Consider the following 19,417-nt stretch of genomic DNA (forward strand, 5'->3'; position numbering starts at 1 on the left):
AAATGCTCAGGCCAGTGGCCCGTTGAGCAAAGGCACGAAGCGAACAGCGCCCAGAACGTGTCGGGAAAAACCGTGTTCTTCGCGCACGATCAGCATCAGCTGCTGCACTTCCCCCGAACCCACCGGGATCACCATGCGCCCGCCCGGGGCGAGTTGATCAAGCAAGGCTTGCGGCACATCGGTGGCGACGGCGGTGACGATGATGCCGTTGTACGGCGCCAGCGCCGGCCAGCCTTCCCAGCCATCGCCCCAACGGAACACCACGTTGCGCAGATTGAGTTCGACCAGACGCTCCTTGGCCCGATCCTGCAAGACCTTGATGCGTTCAACCGAGAACACCCGCTCCACCAGTTGCGACAACACGGCCGTCTGGTAACCGGAGCCTGTGCCGATTTCCAACACCTTGTCCAATGGACCGGCCTCAAGCAGCAGCTCGCTCATGCGCGCCACCATATAAGGCTGTGAGATGGTCTGGTTATGGCCGATCGGCAGGGCCGTGTCTTCATACGCACGGTGCGCCAGCGCTTCGTCGACGAACAGGTGACGCGGCGTGCGGCGAATCACTTCCAGCACCTTGGCGTTGGACAGGCCTTCTTCATACAGGCGCTGAATCAAACGCTCGCGGGTGCGCTGGGACGTCATGCCGATGCCGCTGCGCATTCTGTCTTCGTGTTCACGGGCCATCAGCGCAGTCCCTCCAGCCAGCCGTCGAGACTTCTGAAGGCATCGTTGAAGGTACGATCAAGCTGCAACGGGGTGATCGAGACATAGCCCTGCATCACCGCATGAAAGTCGGTCCCCGGACCGCCGTCTTCGGCATCGCCGGCGGCAGCAATCCAGTAACCGGCCTTGCCACGCGGGTCGACCACTTTCATCGGCGCTGCCGCCCGGGCGCGATGCCCCAGCCGGGTCAGCTGAATGCCGCGAATATGGTCGAGCGGCAAATTGGGAATGTTCACGTTGAGCACCGTGCGCGGCGGCAAATCCAGCCCGGCATGGGCCTCGACCAGTTTGCGCGCAAAGTAAGCCGCCGTCGGCAAGTTATCCACCTGGCGTGAGGCCAGCGAAAAAGCGAACGACGGAAGCTCAAGAAAACGCCCTTCAAGGGCTGCCGCTACTGTCCCGGAATACAGCACGTCATCGCCAAGGTTGGCGCCGAGGTTGATGCCGGAAACCACCATGTCCGGCTCGCGCTCCAGCAAACCATTGAGGCCCAGGTGTACGCAATCGGTCGGTGTGCCATTGAGGCTGATGAAGCCGTTGGCCAGATATTGCGGGTGCAACGGACGGTCGAGCGTCAGCGAACTGCTGGCGCCGCTTTTGTCCTGCTCCGGGGCGATAACCACGCACTCGGTGTAATCCGCCAGCGCAGCATAAAGCGCGGCGAGACCGGGTGCGGTTACCCCATCGTCGTTAGAAATCAGAATACGCATGGGCTGTCCGTCTGCCCCACCGGCACCAGATCAACGAGTTCGCGCACCAATACAGTGGCGAAGCATCCGGCCGGGAGGACGAATTCCAGTTGCAGAATGTCAGGCTGGGGATAATGCCACGTCAACCCGCCAATGGGCAGCCGCAGGATGCGACGTTCGTGGCTCATGCCGGCGTGAATCAACCAATCACGCAGCTCCGCTTCACGGGCGGCAATCCCCTGCTCCAGATCATGGACAGCGCCAGCGGCGGGCGAGTCACCTTCGCCCCACTGCGGCCCGGTCGGGTGCAGATCGAGAATCGCCAGGCGTGGGTCGCTGCACTCGGCTTCACCGGCCGGGAAAAAACTGCGGCTGTCAGTGAATGCGAGCAGATCGCCGACTTGTGCCTTTTGCCAGGTGCCATCGGCGACCCGCGCCGCGAGCACCTGATTGAACAGGAAACTGCGCGCGGTCGAGAGCAGGCGTGAACGCACATTGCGCTGCTCCGGCAAGGCCTTGCGCGCCGCCCACGAACGCGCATCAACGACGTTGCCGCCGTCATGGCCGAAACGCTGGGCGCCGAAATAATTGGGAATGCCTTGTTTGGCGATCAGTTGCAGACGCTCTTCAATGGCAGCTCTGTCACCGGCAAACTGAGTCAGGCGCAACGTGAAACCGTTGGCCGAATGCGCACCGCGTTGCAACTTGCGTTTGTGGCGGATGGTCTTGAGGATCTTCAGCGTGTCATTTTCCGCTGCCGTCAGATCGGGGTCAGCCTTGCCTGGCAGTTGCACGCTGAACCACTGACGGGTCAACGCCTGGCGATCCTTGAGGCCGGCATAGCTGACGGTACGCAACGGCACACCCGCAGCCTTGGCGATACGCCGCGCTGCCTCTTCGGTGTTCAGGCCACGCTTTTCCACCCAGATCCACAGATGTTCGCCATCGCCGCTGAACGGGATATCGAGCACTTCATCGACCTGAAAATCTTCAGCGACCGCTTTCAGTACGGCGCTGCCCAGGGATTCGCCATAGGCACGCGGGCCGAGCAATTGCAGTTCGTTCATGCGCGCAGCAACAAGGCAACGGAGTGCACGGCGATGCCTTCTTCGCGACCGACAAAGCCAAGCTTTTCGGTGGTGGTAGCTTTCACGTTCACTTGATCCAACTCAACTTGAAGATCCGCCGCGATCAGCGCGCGCATCGATTCGATATGCGGAGCCATTTTCGGCGCCTGGGCAACGATGGTGTTGTCGACGTTGCCGACTTTCCAGCCTTTGGCATGGATCAGCGCGACCACATGACGCAGCAGTGCGCGGCTGTCGGCGCCCTTGAATTGCGGGTCGGTGTCCGGGAAGTGTTTGCCGATATCGCCCAGCGTCGCCGCGCCGAGCAAGGCATCGCTCAAGGCGTGCAGCAGGACGTCACCGTCGGAATGAGCGAGCAGCCCGAAGCCGTGTGCAATGCGCACGCCGCCCAGAGTAATGAAATCGCCTTCAGCGAAACGGTGCACATCATAGCCGTGGCCAATACGCATAAAAAAACGCCCCGATTTTTGTCAGGGCGTGATTCTACCTGCATTAATCCCGAAGGGCGCGTGCGTGATGCTGCAAGTGGTCGTCAATGAAGCTTGAGATGAAGAAATAGCTGTGGTCGTAGCCCGGTTGCAGGCGCAGCGTCAGTGGATGGCCTGCCTGTTTGGCTGCTTGTTGCAGCGCTTCTGGCTTGAGTTGGTTGGCGAGGAAGTCGTCGCGATCACCTTGATCGACCAGCAGTGGCAGTTTCTCAAAAGCTTCAGCAATCAACGCGCAGGCATCCCATTCTTTCCACTTCGAACGGTCTTCGCCCAGGTAACGGGAAAAAGCCTTTTGGCCCCACGGGCAATCCATTGGATTGTTGATCGGTGAAAACGCCGACACCGACTGGTAACGCCCCGGATTACGCAACGCACAAATCAACGCACCGTGGCCGCCCATGGAGTGGCCGCTAATACTGCGCTTATCGGACGCCGGGAAATGCGCTTCAACCAGTGAAGGCAATTCCTGCACGACATAGTCATGCATCCGATAGTGACGGGACCAGGGTTCCTGCGTGGCATTCAGATAAAACCCTGCACCCAGGCCGAAATCCCAGGCATTGTCAGGATCGCCCGGCACATCAGGGCCACGCGGGCTGGTGTCCGGTGCGACGATGATCAATCCCAGTTCGGCAGCCATGCGCATCGCGCCAGCCTTCTGCATGAAGTTCTCATCGGTGCAGGTCAGACCCGAAAGCCAGTACAGCACCGGCAACGTGCCGCCCTGCTCTGCCTGCGGTGGCAGGTACACGGCAAATACCATGTCACAACCGAGCACATCGGAGCGATGGCGATAGCGTTTGTGCCAGCCGCCGAAACTCTTCTGACAGGAGATATTTTCCAGACTCATGTAAAGACTCCTACGCGGTCACGGCAGCAAGCCTTCGAGACTTGCGGCCATGTCGCCACGATTGATCAGAAATGAATAACGGTACGAATGCTCTTGCCTTCGTGCATCAGGTCGAACGCCTTGTTGATGTCTTCCAGGCCCATGGTGTGGGTGATGAAGGTATCCAGCGGAATTTCACCGCTCTGGGCCATGTCGACATAGCTTGGCAACTCGGTACGACCACGCACACCGCCGAACGCAGAACCGCGCCAGACGCGACCGGTGACCAACTGGAACGGACGGGTAGCGATTTCCTGGCCGGCACCGGCCACGCCGATGATCACCGACTCGCCCCAGCCTTTGTGGCAGCACTCAAGCGCTGCGCGCATCAGTTGCACGTTGCCGATGCATTCGAAGGAGAAGTCGACGCCGCCATCGGTCATGTCGACGATCACTTCCTGGATCGGACGATCAAAATCTTTCGGGTTCACGCAGTCGGTGGCACCCAATTGTTTAGCGATTTCGAACTTTGCCGGGTTGATATCGATGGCGATGATGCGCGCAGCCTTGGCCTTCACTGCGCCGATCACTGCAGACAGGCCGATACCGCCCAAACCGAAGATCGCCACGGTGTCACCCGGTTTGACCTTGGCAGTGTTGAGGACTGCGCCGATACCGGTGGTGACGCCACAGCCGAGCAGACAGACCTTTTCCAGCGGTGCATCCTTGGAGATTTTGGCGACGGAGATTTCCGGCAATACGGTGTATTCCGAGAAGGTCGACGTACCCATGTAGTGGAAAATCGTCTCGCCTTTGTAGGAAAAACGCGAAGTGCCATCCGGCATTAAACCTTTGCCCTGGGTCGCGCGAATCGCCTGACACAGGTTGGTCTTGCCCGACTTACAGAATTTGCACTGGCCGCATTCCGGGGTGTACAGCGGAATCACGTGATCGCCGACGGCAACCGAAATCACACCTTCGCCGATGGCTTCAACGATTGCGCCACCTTCGTGGCCAAGGATCGACGGGAAGATGCCTTCCGGGTCAGCGCCGGACAAGGTGTAGGCGTCAGTGTGGCAGACCCCGGAAGCCACCACACGCAGCAGCACTTCACCGGCCTTGGGCATGGCGACATCGACTTCTACGATTTCCAGCGGCTTCTTGGCTTCGAAGGCAACGGCGGCGCGCGACTTGATCATGCTGACTCTCCAGTGAATCCATTGAATAAAAAAGCAGACAAGGAGTGTAATACATGGCCTGACGATGAATAATCCGGACAAAAGCAAAACATTATTGCCACACAGGGATAATCCTGATGTCCGAAAACCGTTGGGAAGGCATTGACGAGTTCGTCGCCGTCGCCGAATGCAGCCAATTCACCGCCGCTGCCGAACGTCTTGGGGTTTCTTCCTCGCACATCAGTCGACAAATCGTACGACTGGAAGAGCGTTTGCAGACGCGACTGCTGTATCGCAGCACCCGACGGGTGACGCTGACCGAAGCTGGACAGACTTTCCTGCAACATTGCCAGCGCTTGCAGGATGGTCGTGAAGAGGCTTTGCGCGCAGTCGGCGACCTGACCAGCGAACCGAAGGGCATGCTGCGCATGACCTGTGCCGTTGCCTACGGTGAACGTTTTATCGTGCCGCTGGTAACGCGGTTCATGGGGCTCTACCCACAACTGCGCATCGATATTGAATTGAGCAATCGCCAACTCGACCTGGTACACGAAGGACTGGATCTGGCGATCCGGTTGGGACGCCTGCAGGATTCGCGATTGGTCGCGACGCGCCTGGCGCCAAGGCGCATGTACCTGTGTGCGTCACCGTCCTACCTCGAACGGTACGGCCGCCCACACAGTTTGTCGGAACTGAGCCGCCACAATTGTCTGATTGGTAGCTCGGACATATGGCAACTGGAGCAAAACGGGCGGGAATTTTCCCAGCGCGTGCAGGGAAACTGGCGCTGCAACAGTGGGCAAGCGGTGCTGGATGCGGCGCTGCAAGGCGTCGGGTTGTGTCAGTTGCCGGATTATTACGTGCTGGAGCATCTGCACAGTGGTGCGTTGATTTCGCTGCTGGAGACGCATCAGCCGCCGAATACCGCAGTGTGGGCGCTGTATCCGCAACAACGGCATTTGTCGCCGAAGGTGCGCAAACTGGTGGATTATTTGAAGGTGGGGTTGGCTGAGCAGCCGGAGTATCAGGAATGAGTTTGCGTTGCCTGTAAATGCGCTATCGCGAGCAGGCTCGCTCCTACAGGGGAACGCATTTCAAAATGCAGGAGTGAGCCTGCTCGCGATGGCGATTCAACAGGCAACACAGAAATTCAGCAGCGGTTAGCCCAACGCTGACGCAACCATTCGAGATCTTCCGGTCGGGTGACTTTGAGGTTATCCGCCCGCCCTTCAACCAGACGCGGCGCCAGGCCTGCCCACTCCATCGCCGAAGCTTCATCCGTAATCACAGCATCGGCAACAAGGCTATCCGCCAATGCACGATGCAACGCCCCCAGGCGAAACATCTGCGGCGTATACGCCTGCCAGATCACGCTGCGATCCACGGTCTCAACCACACGGCCGTGTTTGTCGACCCGCTTCAACGTGTCGCGCGCAGGCACCGCCAGCAAACCGCCCACCGGATCATCCGCCAGTTCATCCAGTAATTTGTCGAGATCTTCGCGACTCAGATTCGGTCGTGCCGCATCGTGCACGAGCACCCAATCCTCATCATCAGCACCTTGCGCATGCAAATGCAGCAAGGCATTGAGCACCGAGCCGGAGCGCTCGGCCCCGCCCTCAACGCGCTGAATACGCGGATCGCTGACGCAGGCCAGATTCGGCCAGTAAGGATCATCAACCGCAAGACTGACCACCAAACCCTTGAGGCTTGGGTGATCAAGGAAACAGCCAAGGCTGTGTTCGAGAATTGTGCGTCCGCCCAGTTGCAGGTATTGCTTGGGACGGTCCGCGGCCATTCGGGCACCGACGCCCGCGGCAGGAATCACGGCCCAGAAGGCCGGCAGGGAATTGATCATTGGGCCAACTGGTAAAGGGTTTCACCGTCCTTGACCATGCCCAACTCGTGACGAGCCCGTTCTTCAACGGTCTCCATGCCTTTTTTCAGCTCGCTGACTTCAGCGTCCATCACCCGGTTGCGCTCCAGCAAACCTTCGTTCTCGGCATGTTGATCAGCAATCTGCTGATTCAGCTCGGCAACTTGCGCCAGACTGCCATTGCCCACCCACAGGCGGTACTGCAGACCGGCCAGCAGCAAGAGCAAAACGAGAAACAACCAGTAAGGACTGCGCATCGAATATCAGGTATCCAGTGAAAAAAGACAGCCACGCCAAAACTTTGAAGCATCTGATAGCACGAAGCCTGGAAGACCCAGGCTTGTGCTGTTAAGGCATCAGATTAGTGGCAAATCCATCGCTGTCACGACTTTTTCGACACAATCCGGTGTCCTTTTATCAGTTTCCGCTTAACCGCGGAATTCGCTGCGACCGTTGTACTTGGCTTTGCCATTCAACTGCTCTTCGATACGCAGCAGTTGGTTGTACTTCGAAACGCGGTCGGAACGGCACAGCGAACCCGTCTTGATCTGGCCAGCCGAGGTGCCCACAGCCAGGTCGGCAATGGTCGAATCTTCGGTTTCGCCCGAACGGTGCGAGATCACGGCGGTGTAACCGGCAGCCTTGGCCATCTGGATGGCTTCCAGGGTTTCGGTCAGGGTGCCGATCTGGTTGAACTTGATCAGGATCGAGTTGGCGATCTTTTTATCGATGCCTTCTTTCAGGATCTTGGTGTTGGTCACGAACAGGTCGTCGCCCACCAGCTGAGTCTTCTCGCCGATCTTGTCGGTGAGGATCTTCCAGCCAGCCCAGTCGGACTCGTCCAGACCGTCTTCGATCGAGATGATCGGATAACGTTCGGTCAGGCCTTTCAGGTAGTCAGCGAAACCTTCCGCGGTAAACACCTGACCTTCGCCGGACAGGTTGTACTTGCCGTCTTCGTAGAATTCGCTGGCCGCGCAGTCCAGGGCCAGGGTCACGTCGGTGCCCAGCTTGTAACCGGCGTTGGCCACAGCTTCCGAGATCACTTTCAGCGCGTCTTCGTTGGACGCCAGGTTCGGTGCGAAACCGCCTTCGTCGCCAACGGCGGTGCTCAAGCCACGGGCCTTCAGCACAGCTTTGAGGTGATGGAAAATCTCGGTGCCCATGCGCAGACCTTCCGAGAAAGACTTGGCGCCAACCGGCTGCACCATGAATTCCTGGATGTCGACATTGTTATCGGCGTGCTCGCCACCGTTGATGATGTTCATCATCGGCACCGGCATCGAGTAAACACCCGGCGTGCCGTTGAGGTTGGCGATGTGTGCGTACAGCGGCAGATCCTGATCCTGCGCAGCAGCCTTGGCCGCAGCCAGGGACACGGCGAGGATGGCGTTGGCGCCCAGGGTCGCTTTGTTTTCAGTACCGTCGAGCTTGATCATCGCGTGATCCAGGGCTTTCTGGTCGCTTGGGTCAGTACCCAGCAGCAGATCGCGGATCGGACCGTTGATGTTGGCTACCGCTTTGAGCACGCCCTTGCCCAGATAACGGCTCTTGTCGCCATCACGCAGCTCGAGCGCTTCACGCGAGCCAGTGGATGCACCGGACGGCGCGCAAGCGCTGCCGATGATGCCGTTGTCGAGAAGCACGTCCGCTTCCACGGTGGGATTGCCACGGGAGTCGAGAACTTCACGACCTTTGATGTCGACGATTTTTGCCATTGTTGTAAACACTCCAAAGTTGACGAAAACGACGCAGCTAGAGGAAATCTTTTTACCGTCGGCAAGTGGTGTGCAGCGGGCAGCTTGCAGACGACAACGCACATGCCCGAGGGCATGTGCGACAAATCGTGCGGTACTTTACCGGAGAAATGAGTGTTACGCGGTTTCTACCGTCGGAAAACTCTTAACCAGTTCGTCCAAAGCTTTGAGCTGGGCCAGGAATGGCTCCAGTTTGTCCAGACGCAAGGCGCAAGGGCCGTCGCATTTGGCGTTGTCCGGATCCGGATGCGCTTCGAGAAACAGACCCGCCAGCGACTGGCTCATACCGGCCTTCGCCAGATCCAGAACCTGTGCACGGCGACCGCCGGCAGAGTCGGCACGACCGCCCGGCATTTGCAGCGCGTGGGTCACGTCGAAGAATACCGGGTACTCGAACTGCTTCATGATGCCGAAGCCGAGCATGTCGACCACGAGGTTGTTGTAGCCGAAGCTCGAGCCACGCTCGCAGAGGATCAATTGATCGTTACCCGCTTCCACGCACTTGTTCAGGATGTGTTTCATTTCCTGAGGCGCGAGGAACTGGGCTTTCTTGATGTTGATCACTGCATTGGTCTTGGCCATCGCGACGACCAGATCGGTCTGACGCGACAGGAAGGCCGGCAGCTGGATGATGTCGCAGACCTCAGCGACGACCGCTGCCTGTTCAGGCTCGTGGACGTCGGTGATGATCGGCACGCCGAAGGCTTGTTTGATGTCCTGGAAGATGCGCATGCCCTCTTCCAGGCCAGGACCGCGATAAGAGGCCACAGAAGACCGGTTGGCCTTGTCGAAACTGGCCTTGAACACATAAGGGATACCGAGTTTTTCGGTGACCTTCACGTACTCTTCGCAAACCTGCATGGCCATGTCACGGCTTTCCAGCACGTTCATGCCGCCGAACAGCACCATGGGTTTGTCGTTGGCAATCTCGATGTCGCCGACGCGGATGATCTTCTGTGCCATCGGGGTTACGCCTTCTTCTGGTGTTGAGCCAACGCTGCTTTGACAAAACCGCTGAACAGCGGATGGCCATCACGCGGTGTCGAGGTGAACTCAGGGTGGAACTGGCAAGCGACGAACCATGGATGATCCGGCGCTTCAACCACTTCAACCAGCGCTGCGTCAGCGGAGCGACCGGAGATTTTCAGGCCGGCTTCGATGATTTGTGGCAGCAGGTTGTTGTTCACTTCGTAACGGTGACGGTGACGTTCGACAATCACGTCCTTGCCATAGCAATCGTGAACTTTGGAGCCGGCTTCAAGCAGGCATTCCTGAGCGCCGAGGCGCATGGTGCCGCCCAGATCGGACGCTTCGGTACGCACTTCGACGGCACCGGTGGCGTCTTCCCACTCGGTGATCAGACCGACAACCGGATGGCCGCTGGCGCGGTCGAACTCGGTGGAGTTGGCGTCTTTCCAGCCCATGACGTTACGAGCGAACTCGATGACCGCCACTTGCATGCCGAGGCAGATACCCAGGTACGGAACCTTGTTTTCGCGAGCGTACTGAACGGCAGTGATCTTGCCTTCCACGCCACGCAGACCGAAGCCGCCTGGAACCAGAATCGCGTCGACACCTTCGAGCAGCGCAGTGCCCTGGTTTTCGATGTCTTCGGAATCGATGTAGCGCAGGTTGACCTTGGTGCGGTTGCTGATGCCGGCGTGACTCATCGCCTCGATCAGCGACTTGTACGCGTCCAGCAGCTCCATGTACTTGCCGACCATGGCGATGGTCACTTCGTGTTCCGGGTTCAGCTTGGCGTCAACCACTGCTTCCCACTCGGACAGATCGGCGCTGCCGCATTGCAGGCCAAAACGCTCGACGACGAAGTCATCCAGACCCTGCGAATGCAGGATGCCCGGGATCTTGTAGATGGTGTCGGCGTCTTCCAGCGCGATCACCGCACGCTCTTCAACGTTGGTGAACTGAGCGATCTTGCGGCGCGACGAAACGTCGATCGGGTGATCGGAGCGGCACACCAGCACGTCTGGCTGAAGACCGATCGAACGCAGTTCCTTGACGGAGTGCTGGGTTGGCTTGGTCTTGGTCTCGCCAGCGGTGGCGATGTACGGCACCAGCGTCAGGTGCATCAGCATCGCGCGCTTGGCGCCGACTTCGAAACGCAATTGACGGATGGCTTCGAGGAACGGTTGCGACTCGATGTCACCGACGGTGCCACCGATTTCAACCATCGCCACGTCGGCGTCACCGGCACCCTTGATGATGCGGCGCTTGATTTCGTCGGTGATGTGCGGAATCACCTGGATGGTTGCACCCAGGTAGTCACCACGGCGCTCTTTGCGCAGCACGTGCTCGTAGACACGGCCGGTGGTGAAGTTGTTGTTCTGGGTCATGGTCGTGCGGATGAACCGCTCGTAGTGGCCCAGGTCCAGGTCGGTCTCGGCGCCGTCGTGGGTGACGAACACTTCACCGTGCTGGAACGGGCTCATGGTGCCCGGGTCGACGTTGATGTACGGATCCAGCTTAAGCATGGTGACCTTAAGCCCCCGCGCCTCCAGGATGGCCGCCAATGAAGCCGAGGCAATGCCTTTCCCCAATGAAGAAACAACACCGCCCGTGACGAATATGTAGCGCGTCATGAAAAACCCTAGAAGTCTGCGTTAAAGCGGTACGAGCCGCCGGGGAAAGCGAAGGAAGGCCGAAGCCCCCGATCACCTGCATTAATCACAGTGCACCTTTCAAAAAAACCGCCGCGTTGGGACAGACCGGCAGATGAAACACCGGTACGTTGCTCGCTACACATTTTTTGGAATCGCCCAGCAAAGACTGCTTGGTAATCGGCAACTCCTGCAATTCAGGCGAATCCACAGAAGTTGTATCAAGAAGGGAGCGTAGTCTACCGGAATGCTCCTTTCAGCTCAAACCTTGATCTTCGTCTATTGGCTGCCAATGCAATTTCCAGCCTTCCTGCGCATTGCCATCAAGACCCGGCAGGTTCGCCACCGCGAGCAATTCTTCGCCGCGAAACAGCAGCGGCAATCTGCCACGCACGAAGCCCGGCACCGCACGCTCGTTGAGCAGGCGTTTGAGGTCGCGATGACCCCGCTCGGCCAGATGCATCACTTCGCCGCCCTGCCGATAAGCAATGCGCAACGGCCCGCGAGGAGTCTGTCCGCTGAACATGACACGCCCGTTATCGGGCAAGCGTAGCGGTGACGCCGGAGCCTGCCAGTCGCTGCCGATCACTGGCGCGCGTAGCCAGTCGCCGCTGAGCCACCACAGACGACCGGCGCTACGGTGCAGCTCACCATCGGCCAGACACCAGACAGGCGAAGCGCTCTGAGCGGCGTCGCAAAGATTTTTCCAACCCGACCAATGGTCAGTGTCAGGCAGACGCGTCAGTGGTTCGAGCCAGTGACTCGCCGCATTGCGCTGACGGGCGGCAGACAACCCTGCCAGCGACGCCAGTTCCAGCGACTGCAATCCCAGCCATTCGAATGCATGAGGGGATTGCGCCTGAGCCAGATCCATCTGTGCCAGCTCATCGAGCAGGCCTTGCGCTTCACGCAGATGCGCAGCGCTACGGGTCATGCTGGCCTGTGCTTGCGGCCAGCGTTCAGTCAGCAGTGGCGTGATTTGCTGGCGCAAATAATTGCGCGAGAATTGCGAATCCTGATTCGACGGGTCTTCGATCCAGCGCAGTTGATGACTGTGGGCGTAGGACTCCAGCTCCGCCCGAGTGACATCGAGCAACGGCCTAACCAAAGCCCCCTGCCCCAACGGACGCTGTTGTGGCATCCCCGAAAGACCGCGCACTCCCGCACCGCGCATCAGACGAAAAAGCAGGGTTTCGGCTTGATCGTCACGGTGCTGGCCTGTCAGCAACACCTCATCCAACTGCGTCACCGAACTGAACACCGCATACCGTGCATCCCGCGCCGCCCGCTCCAGACTGGCTCTCGGCTGCACATTCACCCGCACCACTTGTAACGGTATACCCAACACATCGCAGACAGACTGGCAATGCGCCGGCCACGCATCAGCCGCAGCCTGAAGGCCGTGATGGATGTGGATGGCGCTGAGCGTCGGGAGGGATTCGGTTTTTGCCAGATCGGCAAGCAGGTGCAGCAGGACGGTGGAATCGAGACCACCGGAAAACGCGATGCGCCAATGAGTGGCGTTGCGCCACGGCTCAAGATTCAGCAGAAGCCGGGAAGGCAAATCAATCATGGACTGGCCCATATTTAACTCTTTGCCCCAAAACAAATGTAGGAGTGAGCCTGCTCGCGATAGCGGTGTGACAGCCAACACATTGGTTGAATGTTACGCCCTCATCGCGAGCAGGCTCACTCCTACAGGGGTATTGCGTTCGACTTAGAGGCCGTAGCTCATCAGTCGATCGTAACGACGCTTCAACAGCGCTTCGTTATCGAACTTCTTCAGCATCGCCAGTTGCGAGCTCAGCTCGGCACGGATCGACGCAGCAGCAGCGGCTGGATCACGGTGGGCGCCGCCCAGAGGCTCGCCAATCACCTTGTCGACAATGCCCAGACCTTTCAGACGCTCGGCGGTGATGCCCATCGCTTCAGCGGCATCCGGCGCCTTTTCTGCGGTTTTCCACAGAATCGAAGCGCAGCCTTCCGGCGAGATCACCGCGTAAGTCGAGTATTGCAGCATGTTCAGCTGATCGCAGACGCCAATGGCCAATGCACCACCGGAACCACCCTCACCGATAACGGTGGCGATGATAGGGGTTTTCAGGCGCGACATCACACGTAGGTTCCAGGCGATGGCTTCGCTCTGGTTGCGCTCTTCAGCGTCGATTCCAGGGTAGGCGCCCGGAGTGTCGATGAAGGTCAGGATCGGCATTTTGAAACGCTCGGCCATCTCCATCAGACGGCAAGCCTTGCGGTAGCCTTCCGGACGCGGCATGCCGAAGTTGCGGCGCACCTTCTCACGGACTTCACGGCCTTTCTGGTGACCGATGATCATCACCGGCTGGTCTTCCAGACGGGCGATACCGCCAACGATAGCCGCGTCGTCGGAGAAGTGACGGTCGCCGTGCAACTCGTCGAACTCGGTGAAGATGTGCTCGATGTAATCGAGGGTGTACGGGCGTTTCGGGTGACGCGCAAGGCGTGCGATCTGCCAGCTGGTCAGCTTGCCGAAGATGTCTTCGGTCAGCGTTTTGCTCTTGTCCTGCAGGCGGGAGATCTCATCGCCGATATTCAGCGAATTGTCATTACCGACCAAGCGCAACTCTTCGATCTTGGCTTGCAGGTCGGCGATCGGCTGTTCGAAATCTAGAAAATTCGGGTTCATAGGCGTCCGTCTTGGGTCGTGTCCCAAATGAGCTTGGGCCGGCCGGTTGTCTATTCGCGCCCTACCTTAAGGGAGAGGCGCGCTGAGGTCGAGATTAAAAATTCAGGTTGTGGGCAGGCATTCTGATACCACCTGCCGGTCAACGGTATTGGAGGAAGACGTTGTCTCGCCCGAACTGGTCACGCAGGGCTTGAATCAAGGCATCCGCCGGGTCGATTCGCCAGGTCTCGCCAAACTGCAGCAAGGTCTTCGCATCGGGGCTGGTGTACTCCATGGTAATCGGGCACGCCCCGCGATGACGCTTGAGCAAGTCGCCCAACCAGCGTAGCTGATCACCCTTCAAGTCCTGGGTTTGCAGCTTCAGACGCAGGCTTTCGGCAAGGTTGGTGCGCGCGTCTTCCATGCTCATCACACGCTTGACCCGCAGACGCAGCCCGCCGGAGAAGTCGTCATTGCTGACCTCGCCTTCGACCACCACCATCGCATCGGTCTGCAGCAGCGATTGCGCAGAGTGGAAAGCATCGGCAAACAGCGACGCCTCGATCCGCCCCGAACGGTCGTCAAGGGTGATGAAACCCATCTTGTCGCCCTTTTTGTTCTTCATCACCCGCAGCGCGATGATCATGCCTGCCACGGTCTGCGTATCGCGAGCCGGCTTCAGATCAATGATGCGCTGCCGGGCGAAACGGCGGATCTCGCCTTCGTATTCGTCAATCGGGTGACCGGTCAGGTACAGGCCCAAGGTGTCTTTCTCACCCTTGAGGCGCTCCTTGAGGGTCAGTTCCTTGGCTTTGCGATGGCTCGCATAAACGTCGGCATCTTCCTCGACGAACAGCCCGCCAAACAGGTCGGCGTGACCACTGTCGTGGGTGCGCGCGGTCTGCTCGGCAGCCTTGATCGCCTCTTCCATCGCCGCCAGCAACACGGCGCGGTTGCGGTCGATGTTGGCCTGGTAGGCCTTTTGTTCGTCATGGAAGTACGGGCCAAGACGATCCAGCGCACCGCTGCGGATCAGACCGTCCAGCGTGCGCTTGTTGATACGTTTGAGGTCAACCCGGGCGCAGAAATCGAACAGATCCTTGAACGGACCTTCCTGGCGTGCCTCGGTGATCGCTTCCACCGGGCCTTCGCCGACACCTTTGATCGCGCCGAGGCCGTAAACGATGCGGCCGTCGTCGTTCACCGTGAACTTGAACTCCGAAGTGTTCACGTCCGGCGCGTCGAGGCGCAGTTTCATCGTGCGCACTTCCTCGATCAAGGTCACGACCTTGTCGGTGTTGTGCATATCCGCCGACAGTACCGCGGCCATGAACGGCGCCGGGTAGTGGGCTTTCAGCCAGGCGGTCTGGTACGAGACCAGGCCGTAGGCGGCGGAGTGGGATTTGTTGAAGCCGTAACCGGCAAACTTCTCTACCAGGTCGAAAATGTTACCGGCGAGGTCAGCGTCAATATTGTTGGTCGCGCAACCTTCAATGAAACCGCCGCGTTGCTTGGCCATTTCCTCGGGCTTTTTCTTACCCATCGCCCGACGGAGCATGTCCGCACCACCGAGGGTGTAACCGGCCATGACCTGGGCAATCTGCATCACCTGTTCCTGATACAGGATGATGCCGTACGTCGGTGCCAATACTGGCTTGAGGCCTTCGTACTGGTAGTCCGAGTGCGGGTACGCCAGTTCGGCGCGACCGTGCTTACGGTTGATGAAGTCGTCCACCATGCCGGATTGCAGCGGGCCCGGACGGAACAGCGCTACCAGTGCGATCAAGTCTTCCAGGCAGTCGGGCTTGAGCTTTTTGATCAGCTCTTTCATGCCGCGCGATTCAAGCTGGAACACCGCTGTGGTTTCAGCTTTTTGCAGCAATGTGTAAGTCGGTTTGTCGTCGAGCGGGATAAACGCGATATCCAGCGGCGGTTCGTTGACCTTGGCGCGGTCACGGTTGATGGTTTTCAGCGCCCAATCGATGATCGTCAGGGTCCGCAGACCGAGGAAGTCGAACTTCACCAGACCGGCGGCCTCAACGTCATCCTTGTCAAACTGGGTTACCAGACCGTCACCAGCCTCGTCGCAATAGATTGGCGAGAAGTCGGTCAGCTTGGTCGGTGCGATCACCACACCACCGGCGTGTTTACCGACGTTACGCACAACGCCTTCGAGCTTGCGCGCCATCTCCCAGATTTCCGCAGCCTCTTCATCGACCTTGATGAAGTCACGGAGGATTTCTTCCTGCTCGTAGGCTTTTTCCAGGGTCATGCCGACTTCGAACGGGATCATCTTCGACAGACGATCCGCCAGGCCGTAGGACTTGCCCTGCACCCGCGCCACGTCACGCACCACAGCCTTGGCGGCCATGGAACCGAACGTGATGATCTGGCTTACCGCGTTGCGGCCGTATTTCTCGGCCACATAGTCGATCACCCGGTCACGACCGTCCATGCAGAAGTCGACGTCGAAGTCGGGCATCGATACCCGTTCCGGGTTAAGGAAACGTTCGAACAGCAGGTCATATTCCAGCGGATCAAGGTCGGTGATCTTCTGCACGTAGGCCACCAGCGAGCCGGCACCCGACCCACGGCCAGGACCGACCGGTACGCCGTTGTTCTTGGCCCACTGGATAAAGTCCATCACGATCAGGAAGTAACCGGGGAAGCCCATCTGGATGATGATATCCAGCTCGAAATTCAAGCGATCGACGTAGACCTGACGCTTGGCTTCATAGTCTTCGGTGGTGTCTTTGGGCAGCAGTACCGCCAGTCGCTCTTCGAGTCCGTCGAAGGAGACTTTGCGGAAATACTCGTCGATGGTCATGCCATCGGGAATCGGGAAGTTGGGCAGGAAGTGCGTGCCCAGTTTCACGTCGATGTTGCAGCGCTTGGCGATCTCGACGGTGTTTTCGATAGCGTCAGGAATGTCGCTGAACAGCTCGGCCATTTCCTCGGCGCTTTTGAGGTATTGCTGATCGCTGTAATTCTTCGAACGGCGCGGATCGTCGAGGGCGCGGCCCTCACCAATGCACACGCGGGTCTCGTGGGCGGCGAAGTCTTCCTGCTTGATGAAGCGCACATCGTTGGTCGCCACCAGCGGCGCACCAAGCTTGTCGGCCAGAGCCACGGCGCCGTGCAGTTGTTCTTCATCGTTGGGGCGATTGGTGCGCTGGATCTCCAGATAGAAACGATCCGGGAACACTGCCATCCATTCGCGCGCCAGGGCTTCAGCCTCGGCCGGGTTGCCGCCGATCATCGCCATGCCGATCTCGCCCTCTTTGGCAGCGGAGAGCATGATCAGGCCTTCGTTGGCTTCGGCGACCCACTCGCGTTCGACAATGATCATGCCGTTGCGCTGGCCTTCGATGAAGCCGCGCGAGATCAATTCGGTGAGGTTGCGATAGCCCTTGGCGTTCATCACCAACAGGCTGATCCGGCTCAGCGGTGCGTCCGGATCCTTGTTCGACAGCCACAGGTCGGCACCGCAGATCGGCTTGATACCCGCGCCCATGGTGTTTTTATAGAATTTGACCAGGGAACACATGTTGTTCTGGTCGGTGACCGCGACCGCCGGCATGTTCATGGCGGTCAGCGCCTTGACCAGTGGCTTGATCCGCACCAGCCCGTCGACCAGGGAGTATTCAGTGTGCAGGCGTAGATGAACGAATGAAGCCGGCATAGTGATCCTGTCCAGTTACATAGAGACAACAAGGCCCGGATTGTACCGGGCCTTGAATAAAACATCAGCCTTGCGACTAAACCTGCGTCAGACCTTCCAGCGCCTCATAAGCCTGACGCACCGGGGCGAACGAGCGCCGGTGGATCGGCGTCGGACCAAGACGCACCAGCGCTTCCAGATGAACGGGCGTCGGGTAGCCTTTATGGCCCCCAATGCCGTAACCCGGATAGATCAATTCAAACGCGGCCATTTCGCGGTCACGGCTGACTTTGGCCAGAATCGACGCAGCGGCAATCGCCGGCACCTTGCCGTCGCCTTGCACAACAGCTTCAGCGCGCATCGGCAGTTGCGGGCAGCGGTTGCCGTCGATCATCGCCAGTTTCGGCTGAATGTGCAGACCCGCCACTGCGCGCTGCATGGCCAGCATGGTCGCGTGGAGGATGTTCAACTCGTCGATTTCTTCGACTTCGGCGCGGGCGATGCACCAACTGAGAGATTTCTCGATGATCTCGTCGTAGAGCTTTTCGCGCTTGGCTTCGGTGAGTTTCTTCGAATCGTTGAGACCGAGGATCGGCCGGTTCGGATCGAGGATCACCGCCGCCGTCACCACTGCACCGCACAACGGGCCACGACCGACTTCATCGACACCGGCAACCAATTCTTCAACTTCGGCGACCAAGGTGAAATCCAGACCCATTTGCATATCTTTCTTGCTCATCGTGTTTGACCGATCAGGTTGAGGACGGCGTCCGCCGCCTGATTGGATGCGTCCCGGCGCAGGGTGCGATGAATCTCGTCAAAGCCGCGCGTCTGTTCCTCGCCACCCTCGATCAATGGCGACAAGGTCTGTGCGAGCGTCTCAACTGTCGCATCATCCTGCAACAATTCCGGCACCAGCAAGCGTTGGGCCAGCAGGTTAGGCAAGGACACATACGGACTCTTGACCATGCGTTTGAGAATCCAGAACGTCAGGGGCGCCAGGCGATAGGCGACCACCATCGGCCGCTTGTACAGCAACGCCTCAAGGGTCGCCGTGCCGGAAGCGATCAATACTGCGTTGCACGCTGCCAAGGCCAGATGGGACTTGCCGTCGAGCAACGTCACCGGCAGATCGCGGCCGACCAACAGTGCCTCGATCTGCGCGCGCCGTTCTGCGTTGGCGCACGGCATGACGAAACGCAAACCCGGGCGCATGGCACGCAGGCGTTCGGCAGTATCGAGGAAAAGTGCGCCCAGCCGACTGACTTCTCCGCCGCGACTGCCGGGCATCAAAGCAACCAGCGGGCCATCGGGCAAGCCCAACTCGGCACGCGCTGCGGCTCGATCAGCTTCCAGAGGAATGGTATCGGCCAGCGTATGACCGACGAACCGCACCGGTACGCCCTTCTCTTCATAGAATCTGGCTTCGAACGGCAGCAGGGTAAGCATCAGATCGCAGCCTTCACGGATCTTCAGCACACGTTTCTGCCGCCACGCCCACACCGACGGGCTGACGTAGTGCACGGTCTTGATCCCGGCCTGACGCAGTTTGAGTTCGATATTGAGATTGAAATCCGGCGCATCGATACCGATGAACACGTCCGGTTTCTCGGCGATCAACGTGGCGATCAGATCCTTGCGACGCTTGAGCAACTCACGCAGCCGGCCAAGCACTTCCACCAAACCCATGACCGACAAGCGCTCCATGGGAAAGTAAGACGTCAGGCCTTCAGCCTGCATCAACGGACCGCCGACACCGATGAACTCGACCGCCGGATGCTGTGCCTTGAGGGCGCGCATAAGACCGGCGCCCAGAATGTCACCGGAAGCCTCACCCGCCACCAGCGCAATACGCAAATTGGCCAT

Annotated in this window: 17 protein-coding genes; 1 reads left to right on the forward strand and 16 read right to left on the reverse strand. The window is 59.1% G+C overall.

Going from position 1 to position 19,417, the window contains the following annotated elements; translation table 11 throughout:
• Positions 1-6: 6 nt before the first annotated feature.
• From AC3WMT_RS19740 to AC3WMT_RS19765, 6 genes are all read right to left on the reverse strand, one after another.
• A complete protein-coding gene (locus AC3WMT_RS19740) occupies positions 7-642 on the reverse strand; it encodes a protein-L-isoaspartate(D-aspartate) O-methyltransferase (protein ID WP_169841266.1) in 636 nt (211 codons plus the stop codon).
• Positions 643-683: 41 nt separating this feature from the next.
• Positions 684-1,433: a 5'/3'-nucleotidase SurE gene (gene surE, locus AC3WMT_RS19745; protein ID WP_103303015.1), complete on the reverse strand. Its 750-nt coding sequence runs from the start codon at positions 1,431-1,433 to the stop codon at positions 684-686.
• A complete protein-coding gene (gene truD / locus AC3WMT_RS19750) occupies positions 1,421-2,479 on the reverse strand; it encodes a tRNA pseudouridine(13) synthase TruD (RefSeq protein ID WP_103303016.1) in 1,059 nt (352 codons plus the stop codon). Before truD ends, surE begins: the two co-directional genes overlap by 13 nt.
• Positions 2,476-2,949, reverse strand: coding sequence for a 2-C-methyl-D-erythritol 2,4-cyclodiphosphate synthase (gene ispF, locus AC3WMT_RS19755; protein ID WP_103303017.1), 474 nt, complete (start codon positions 2,947-2,949; stop codon positions 2,476-2,478). The genes truD and ispF overlap by 4 nt, the downstream gene beginning before the upstream one ends.
• 43 nt (positions 2,950-2,992) lie before the next feature.
• Positions 2,993-3,838, reverse strand: coding sequence for an S-formylglutathione hydrolase (gene fghA, locus AC3WMT_RS19760; protein ID WP_103303018.1), 846 nt, complete (start codon positions 3,836-3,838; stop codon positions 2,993-2,995).
• 65 nt (positions 3,839-3,903) lie between these two features.
• Positions 3,904-5,016 (reverse strand): S-(hydroxymethyl)glutathione dehydrogenase/class III alcohol dehydrogenase, encoded by a 1,113-nt coding sequence (locus AC3WMT_RS19765; protein WP_103303019.1) that lies wholly within the window; start codon positions 5,014-5,016, stop codon positions 3,904-3,906.
• 116 nt (positions 5,017-5,132) lie between these two features.
• Here AC3WMT_RS19765 and AC3WMT_RS19770 point away from each other — a divergent pair, with 116 nt between their 5' ends.
• Positions 5,133-6,029: a LysR family transcriptional regulator gene (locus AC3WMT_RS19770; RefSeq protein WP_103303020.1), complete on the forward strand. Its 897-nt coding sequence runs from the start codon at positions 5,133-5,135 to the stop codon at positions 6,027-6,029.
• A gap of 116 nt (positions 6,030-6,145) precedes the next feature.
• Here AC3WMT_RS19770 and ispD read toward each other — a convergent pair whose 3' ends face one another.
• The 10 genes from ispD to lpxB all read right to left on the reverse strand — a co-directional run bounded on the left by ispD (position 6,146) and on the right by lpxB (position 19,417).
• The gene (gene ispD, locus AC3WMT_RS19775; RefSeq protein WP_103303021.1) at positions 6,146-6,853 is read right to left on the reverse strand and encodes a 2-C-methyl-D-erythritol 4-phosphate cytidylyltransferase; all 708 of its coding nucleotides are present in this window, start codon (positions 6,851-6,853) and stop codon (positions 6,146-6,148) included.
• Positions 6,850-7,128 (reverse strand): cell division protein FtsB, encoded by a 279-nt coding sequence (ftsB, locus tag AC3WMT_RS19780; RefSeq protein WP_007908838.1) that lies wholly within the window; start codon positions 7,126-7,128, stop codon positions 6,850-6,852. Before ftsB ends, ispD begins: the two co-directional genes overlap by 4 nt.
• 171 nt (positions 7,129-7,299) lie before the next feature.
• Complete coding sequence (gene eno, locus AC3WMT_RS19785) at positions 7,300-8,589, reverse strand: phosphopyruvate hydratase (RefSeq protein WP_093436567.1); 1,290 nt, start codon at positions 8,587-8,589, stop codon at positions 7,300-7,302.
• A 156-nt stretch (positions 8,590-8,745) separates the two neighbouring features.
• Positions 8,746-9,591: a 3-deoxy-8-phosphooctulonate synthase gene (gene kdsA / locus AC3WMT_RS19790; RefSeq protein WP_103303022.1), complete on the reverse strand. Its 846-nt coding sequence runs from the start codon at positions 9,589-9,591 to the stop codon at positions 8,746-8,748.
• A 5-nt stretch (positions 9,592-9,596) separates the two neighbouring features.
• Entirely contained in the window at positions 9,597-11,228 is a 1,632-nt protein-coding gene (gene pyrG / locus AC3WMT_RS19795) for a CTP synthase (RefSeq protein ID WP_103303023.1), read from the reverse strand.
• A 274-nt stretch (positions 11,229-11,502) separates the two neighbouring features.
• Entirely contained in the window at positions 11,503-12,831 is a 1,329-nt protein-coding gene (tilS, locus tag AC3WMT_RS19800; RefSeq protein ID WP_103303024.1) for a tRNA lysidine(34) synthetase TilS, read from the reverse strand.
• Positions 12,832-12,963: 132 nt separating this feature from the next.
• Positions 12,964-13,911 carry an acetyl-CoA carboxylase carboxyltransferase subunit alpha gene (locus AC3WMT_RS19805; protein WP_038357918.1) on the reverse strand — a complete coding sequence of 316 codons (948 nt, stop codon included), beginning with the start codon at positions 13,909-13,911 and terminating at the stop codon, positions 12,964-12,966.
• Between the two features lie 139 nt (positions 13,912-14,050).
• Entirely contained in the window at positions 14,051-17,572 is a 3,522-nt protein-coding gene (dnaE, locus tag AC3WMT_RS19810; RefSeq protein ID WP_103303025.1) for a DNA polymerase III subunit alpha, read from the reverse strand.
• 76 nt (positions 17,573-17,648) lie between these two features.
• Positions 17,649-18,275, reverse strand: a complete 627-nt coding sequence (gene rnhB, locus AC3WMT_RS19815) for a ribonuclease HII (protein WP_007908845.1) — start codon at positions 18,273-18,275, stop codon at positions 17,649-17,651.
• Between the two features lie 11 nt (positions 18,276-18,286).
• Entirely contained in the window at positions 18,287-19,417 is a 1,131-nt protein-coding gene (gene lpxB, locus AC3WMT_RS19820; RefSeq protein WP_103303026.1) for a lipid-A-disaccharide synthase, read from the reverse strand.

This window comes from Pseudomonas sp. FW305-7, from assembly GCF_058786735.1.

Bases quoted from the DNA above. Each gene is read 5' to 3' on its own strand.
- AC3WMT_RS19740 (WP_169841266.1), bottom strand. From the start codon at position 642: ATGACGTCCCAGCGCACCCGCGAGCGTTTGATTCAGCGCCTGTATGAA.
- surE (WP_103303015.1), bottom strand. From the start codon at position 1,433: ATGCGTATTCTGATTTCTAACGACGATGGGGTAACCGCACCCGGTCTC.
- truD (WP_103303016.1), bottom strand. From the start codon at position 2,479: ATGAACGAACTGCAATTGCTCGGCCCGCGTGCCTATGGCGAATCCCTG.
- ispF (WP_103303017.1), bottom strand. From the start codon at position 2,949: ATGCGTATTGGCCACGGCTATGATGTGCACCGTTTCGCTGAAGGCGAT.
- fghA (WP_103303018.1), bottom strand. From the start codon at position 3,838: ATGAGTCTGGAAAATATCTCCTGTCAGAAGAGTTTCGGCGGCTGGCAC.
- AC3WMT_RS19765 (WP_103303019.1), bottom strand. From the start codon at position 5,016: ATGATCAAGTCGCGCGCCGCCGTTGCCTTCGAAGCCAAGAAGCCGCTG.
- AC3WMT_RS19770 (WP_103303020.1), top strand. From the start codon at position 5,133: ATGTCCGAAAACCGTTGGGAAGGCATTGACGAGTTCGTCGCCGTCGCC.
- ispD (WP_103303021.1), bottom strand. From the start codon at position 6,853: ATGATCAATTCCCTGCCGGCCTTCTGGGCCGTGATTCCTGCCGCGGGC.
- ftsB (WP_007908838.1), bottom strand. From the start codon at position 7,128: ATGCGCAGTCCTTACTGGTTGTTTCTCGTTTTGCTCTTGCTGCTGGCC.
- eno (WP_093436567.1), bottom strand. From the start codon at position 8,589: ATGGCAAAAATCGTCGACATCAAAGGTCGTGAAGTTCTCGACTCCCGT.
- kdsA (WP_103303022.1), bottom strand. From the start codon at position 9,591: ATGGCACAGAAGATCATCCGCGTCGGCGACATCGAGATTGCCAACGAC.
- pyrG (WP_103303023.1), bottom strand. From the start codon at position 11,228: ATGACGCGCTACATATTCGTCACGGGCGGTGTTGTTTCTTCATTGGGG.
- tilS (WP_103303024.1), bottom strand. From the start codon at position 12,831: ATGGGCCAGTCCATGATTGATTTGCCTTCCCGGCTTCTGCTGAATCTT.
- AC3WMT_RS19805 (WP_038357918.1), bottom strand. From the start codon at position 13,911: ATGAACCCGAATTTTCTAGATTTCGAACAGCCGATCGCCGACCTGCAA.
- dnaE (WP_103303025.1), bottom strand. From the start codon at position 17,572: ATGCCGGCTTCATTCGTTCATCTACGCCTGCACACTGAATACTCCCTG.
- rnhB (WP_007908845.1), bottom strand. From the start codon at position 18,275: ATGCAAATGGGTCTGGATTTCACCTTGGTCGCCGAAGTTGAAGAATTG.
- lpxB (WP_103303026.1), bottom strand. From the start codon at position 19,417: ATGGCCAATTTGCGTATTGCGCTGGTGGCGGGTGAGGCTTCCGGTGAC.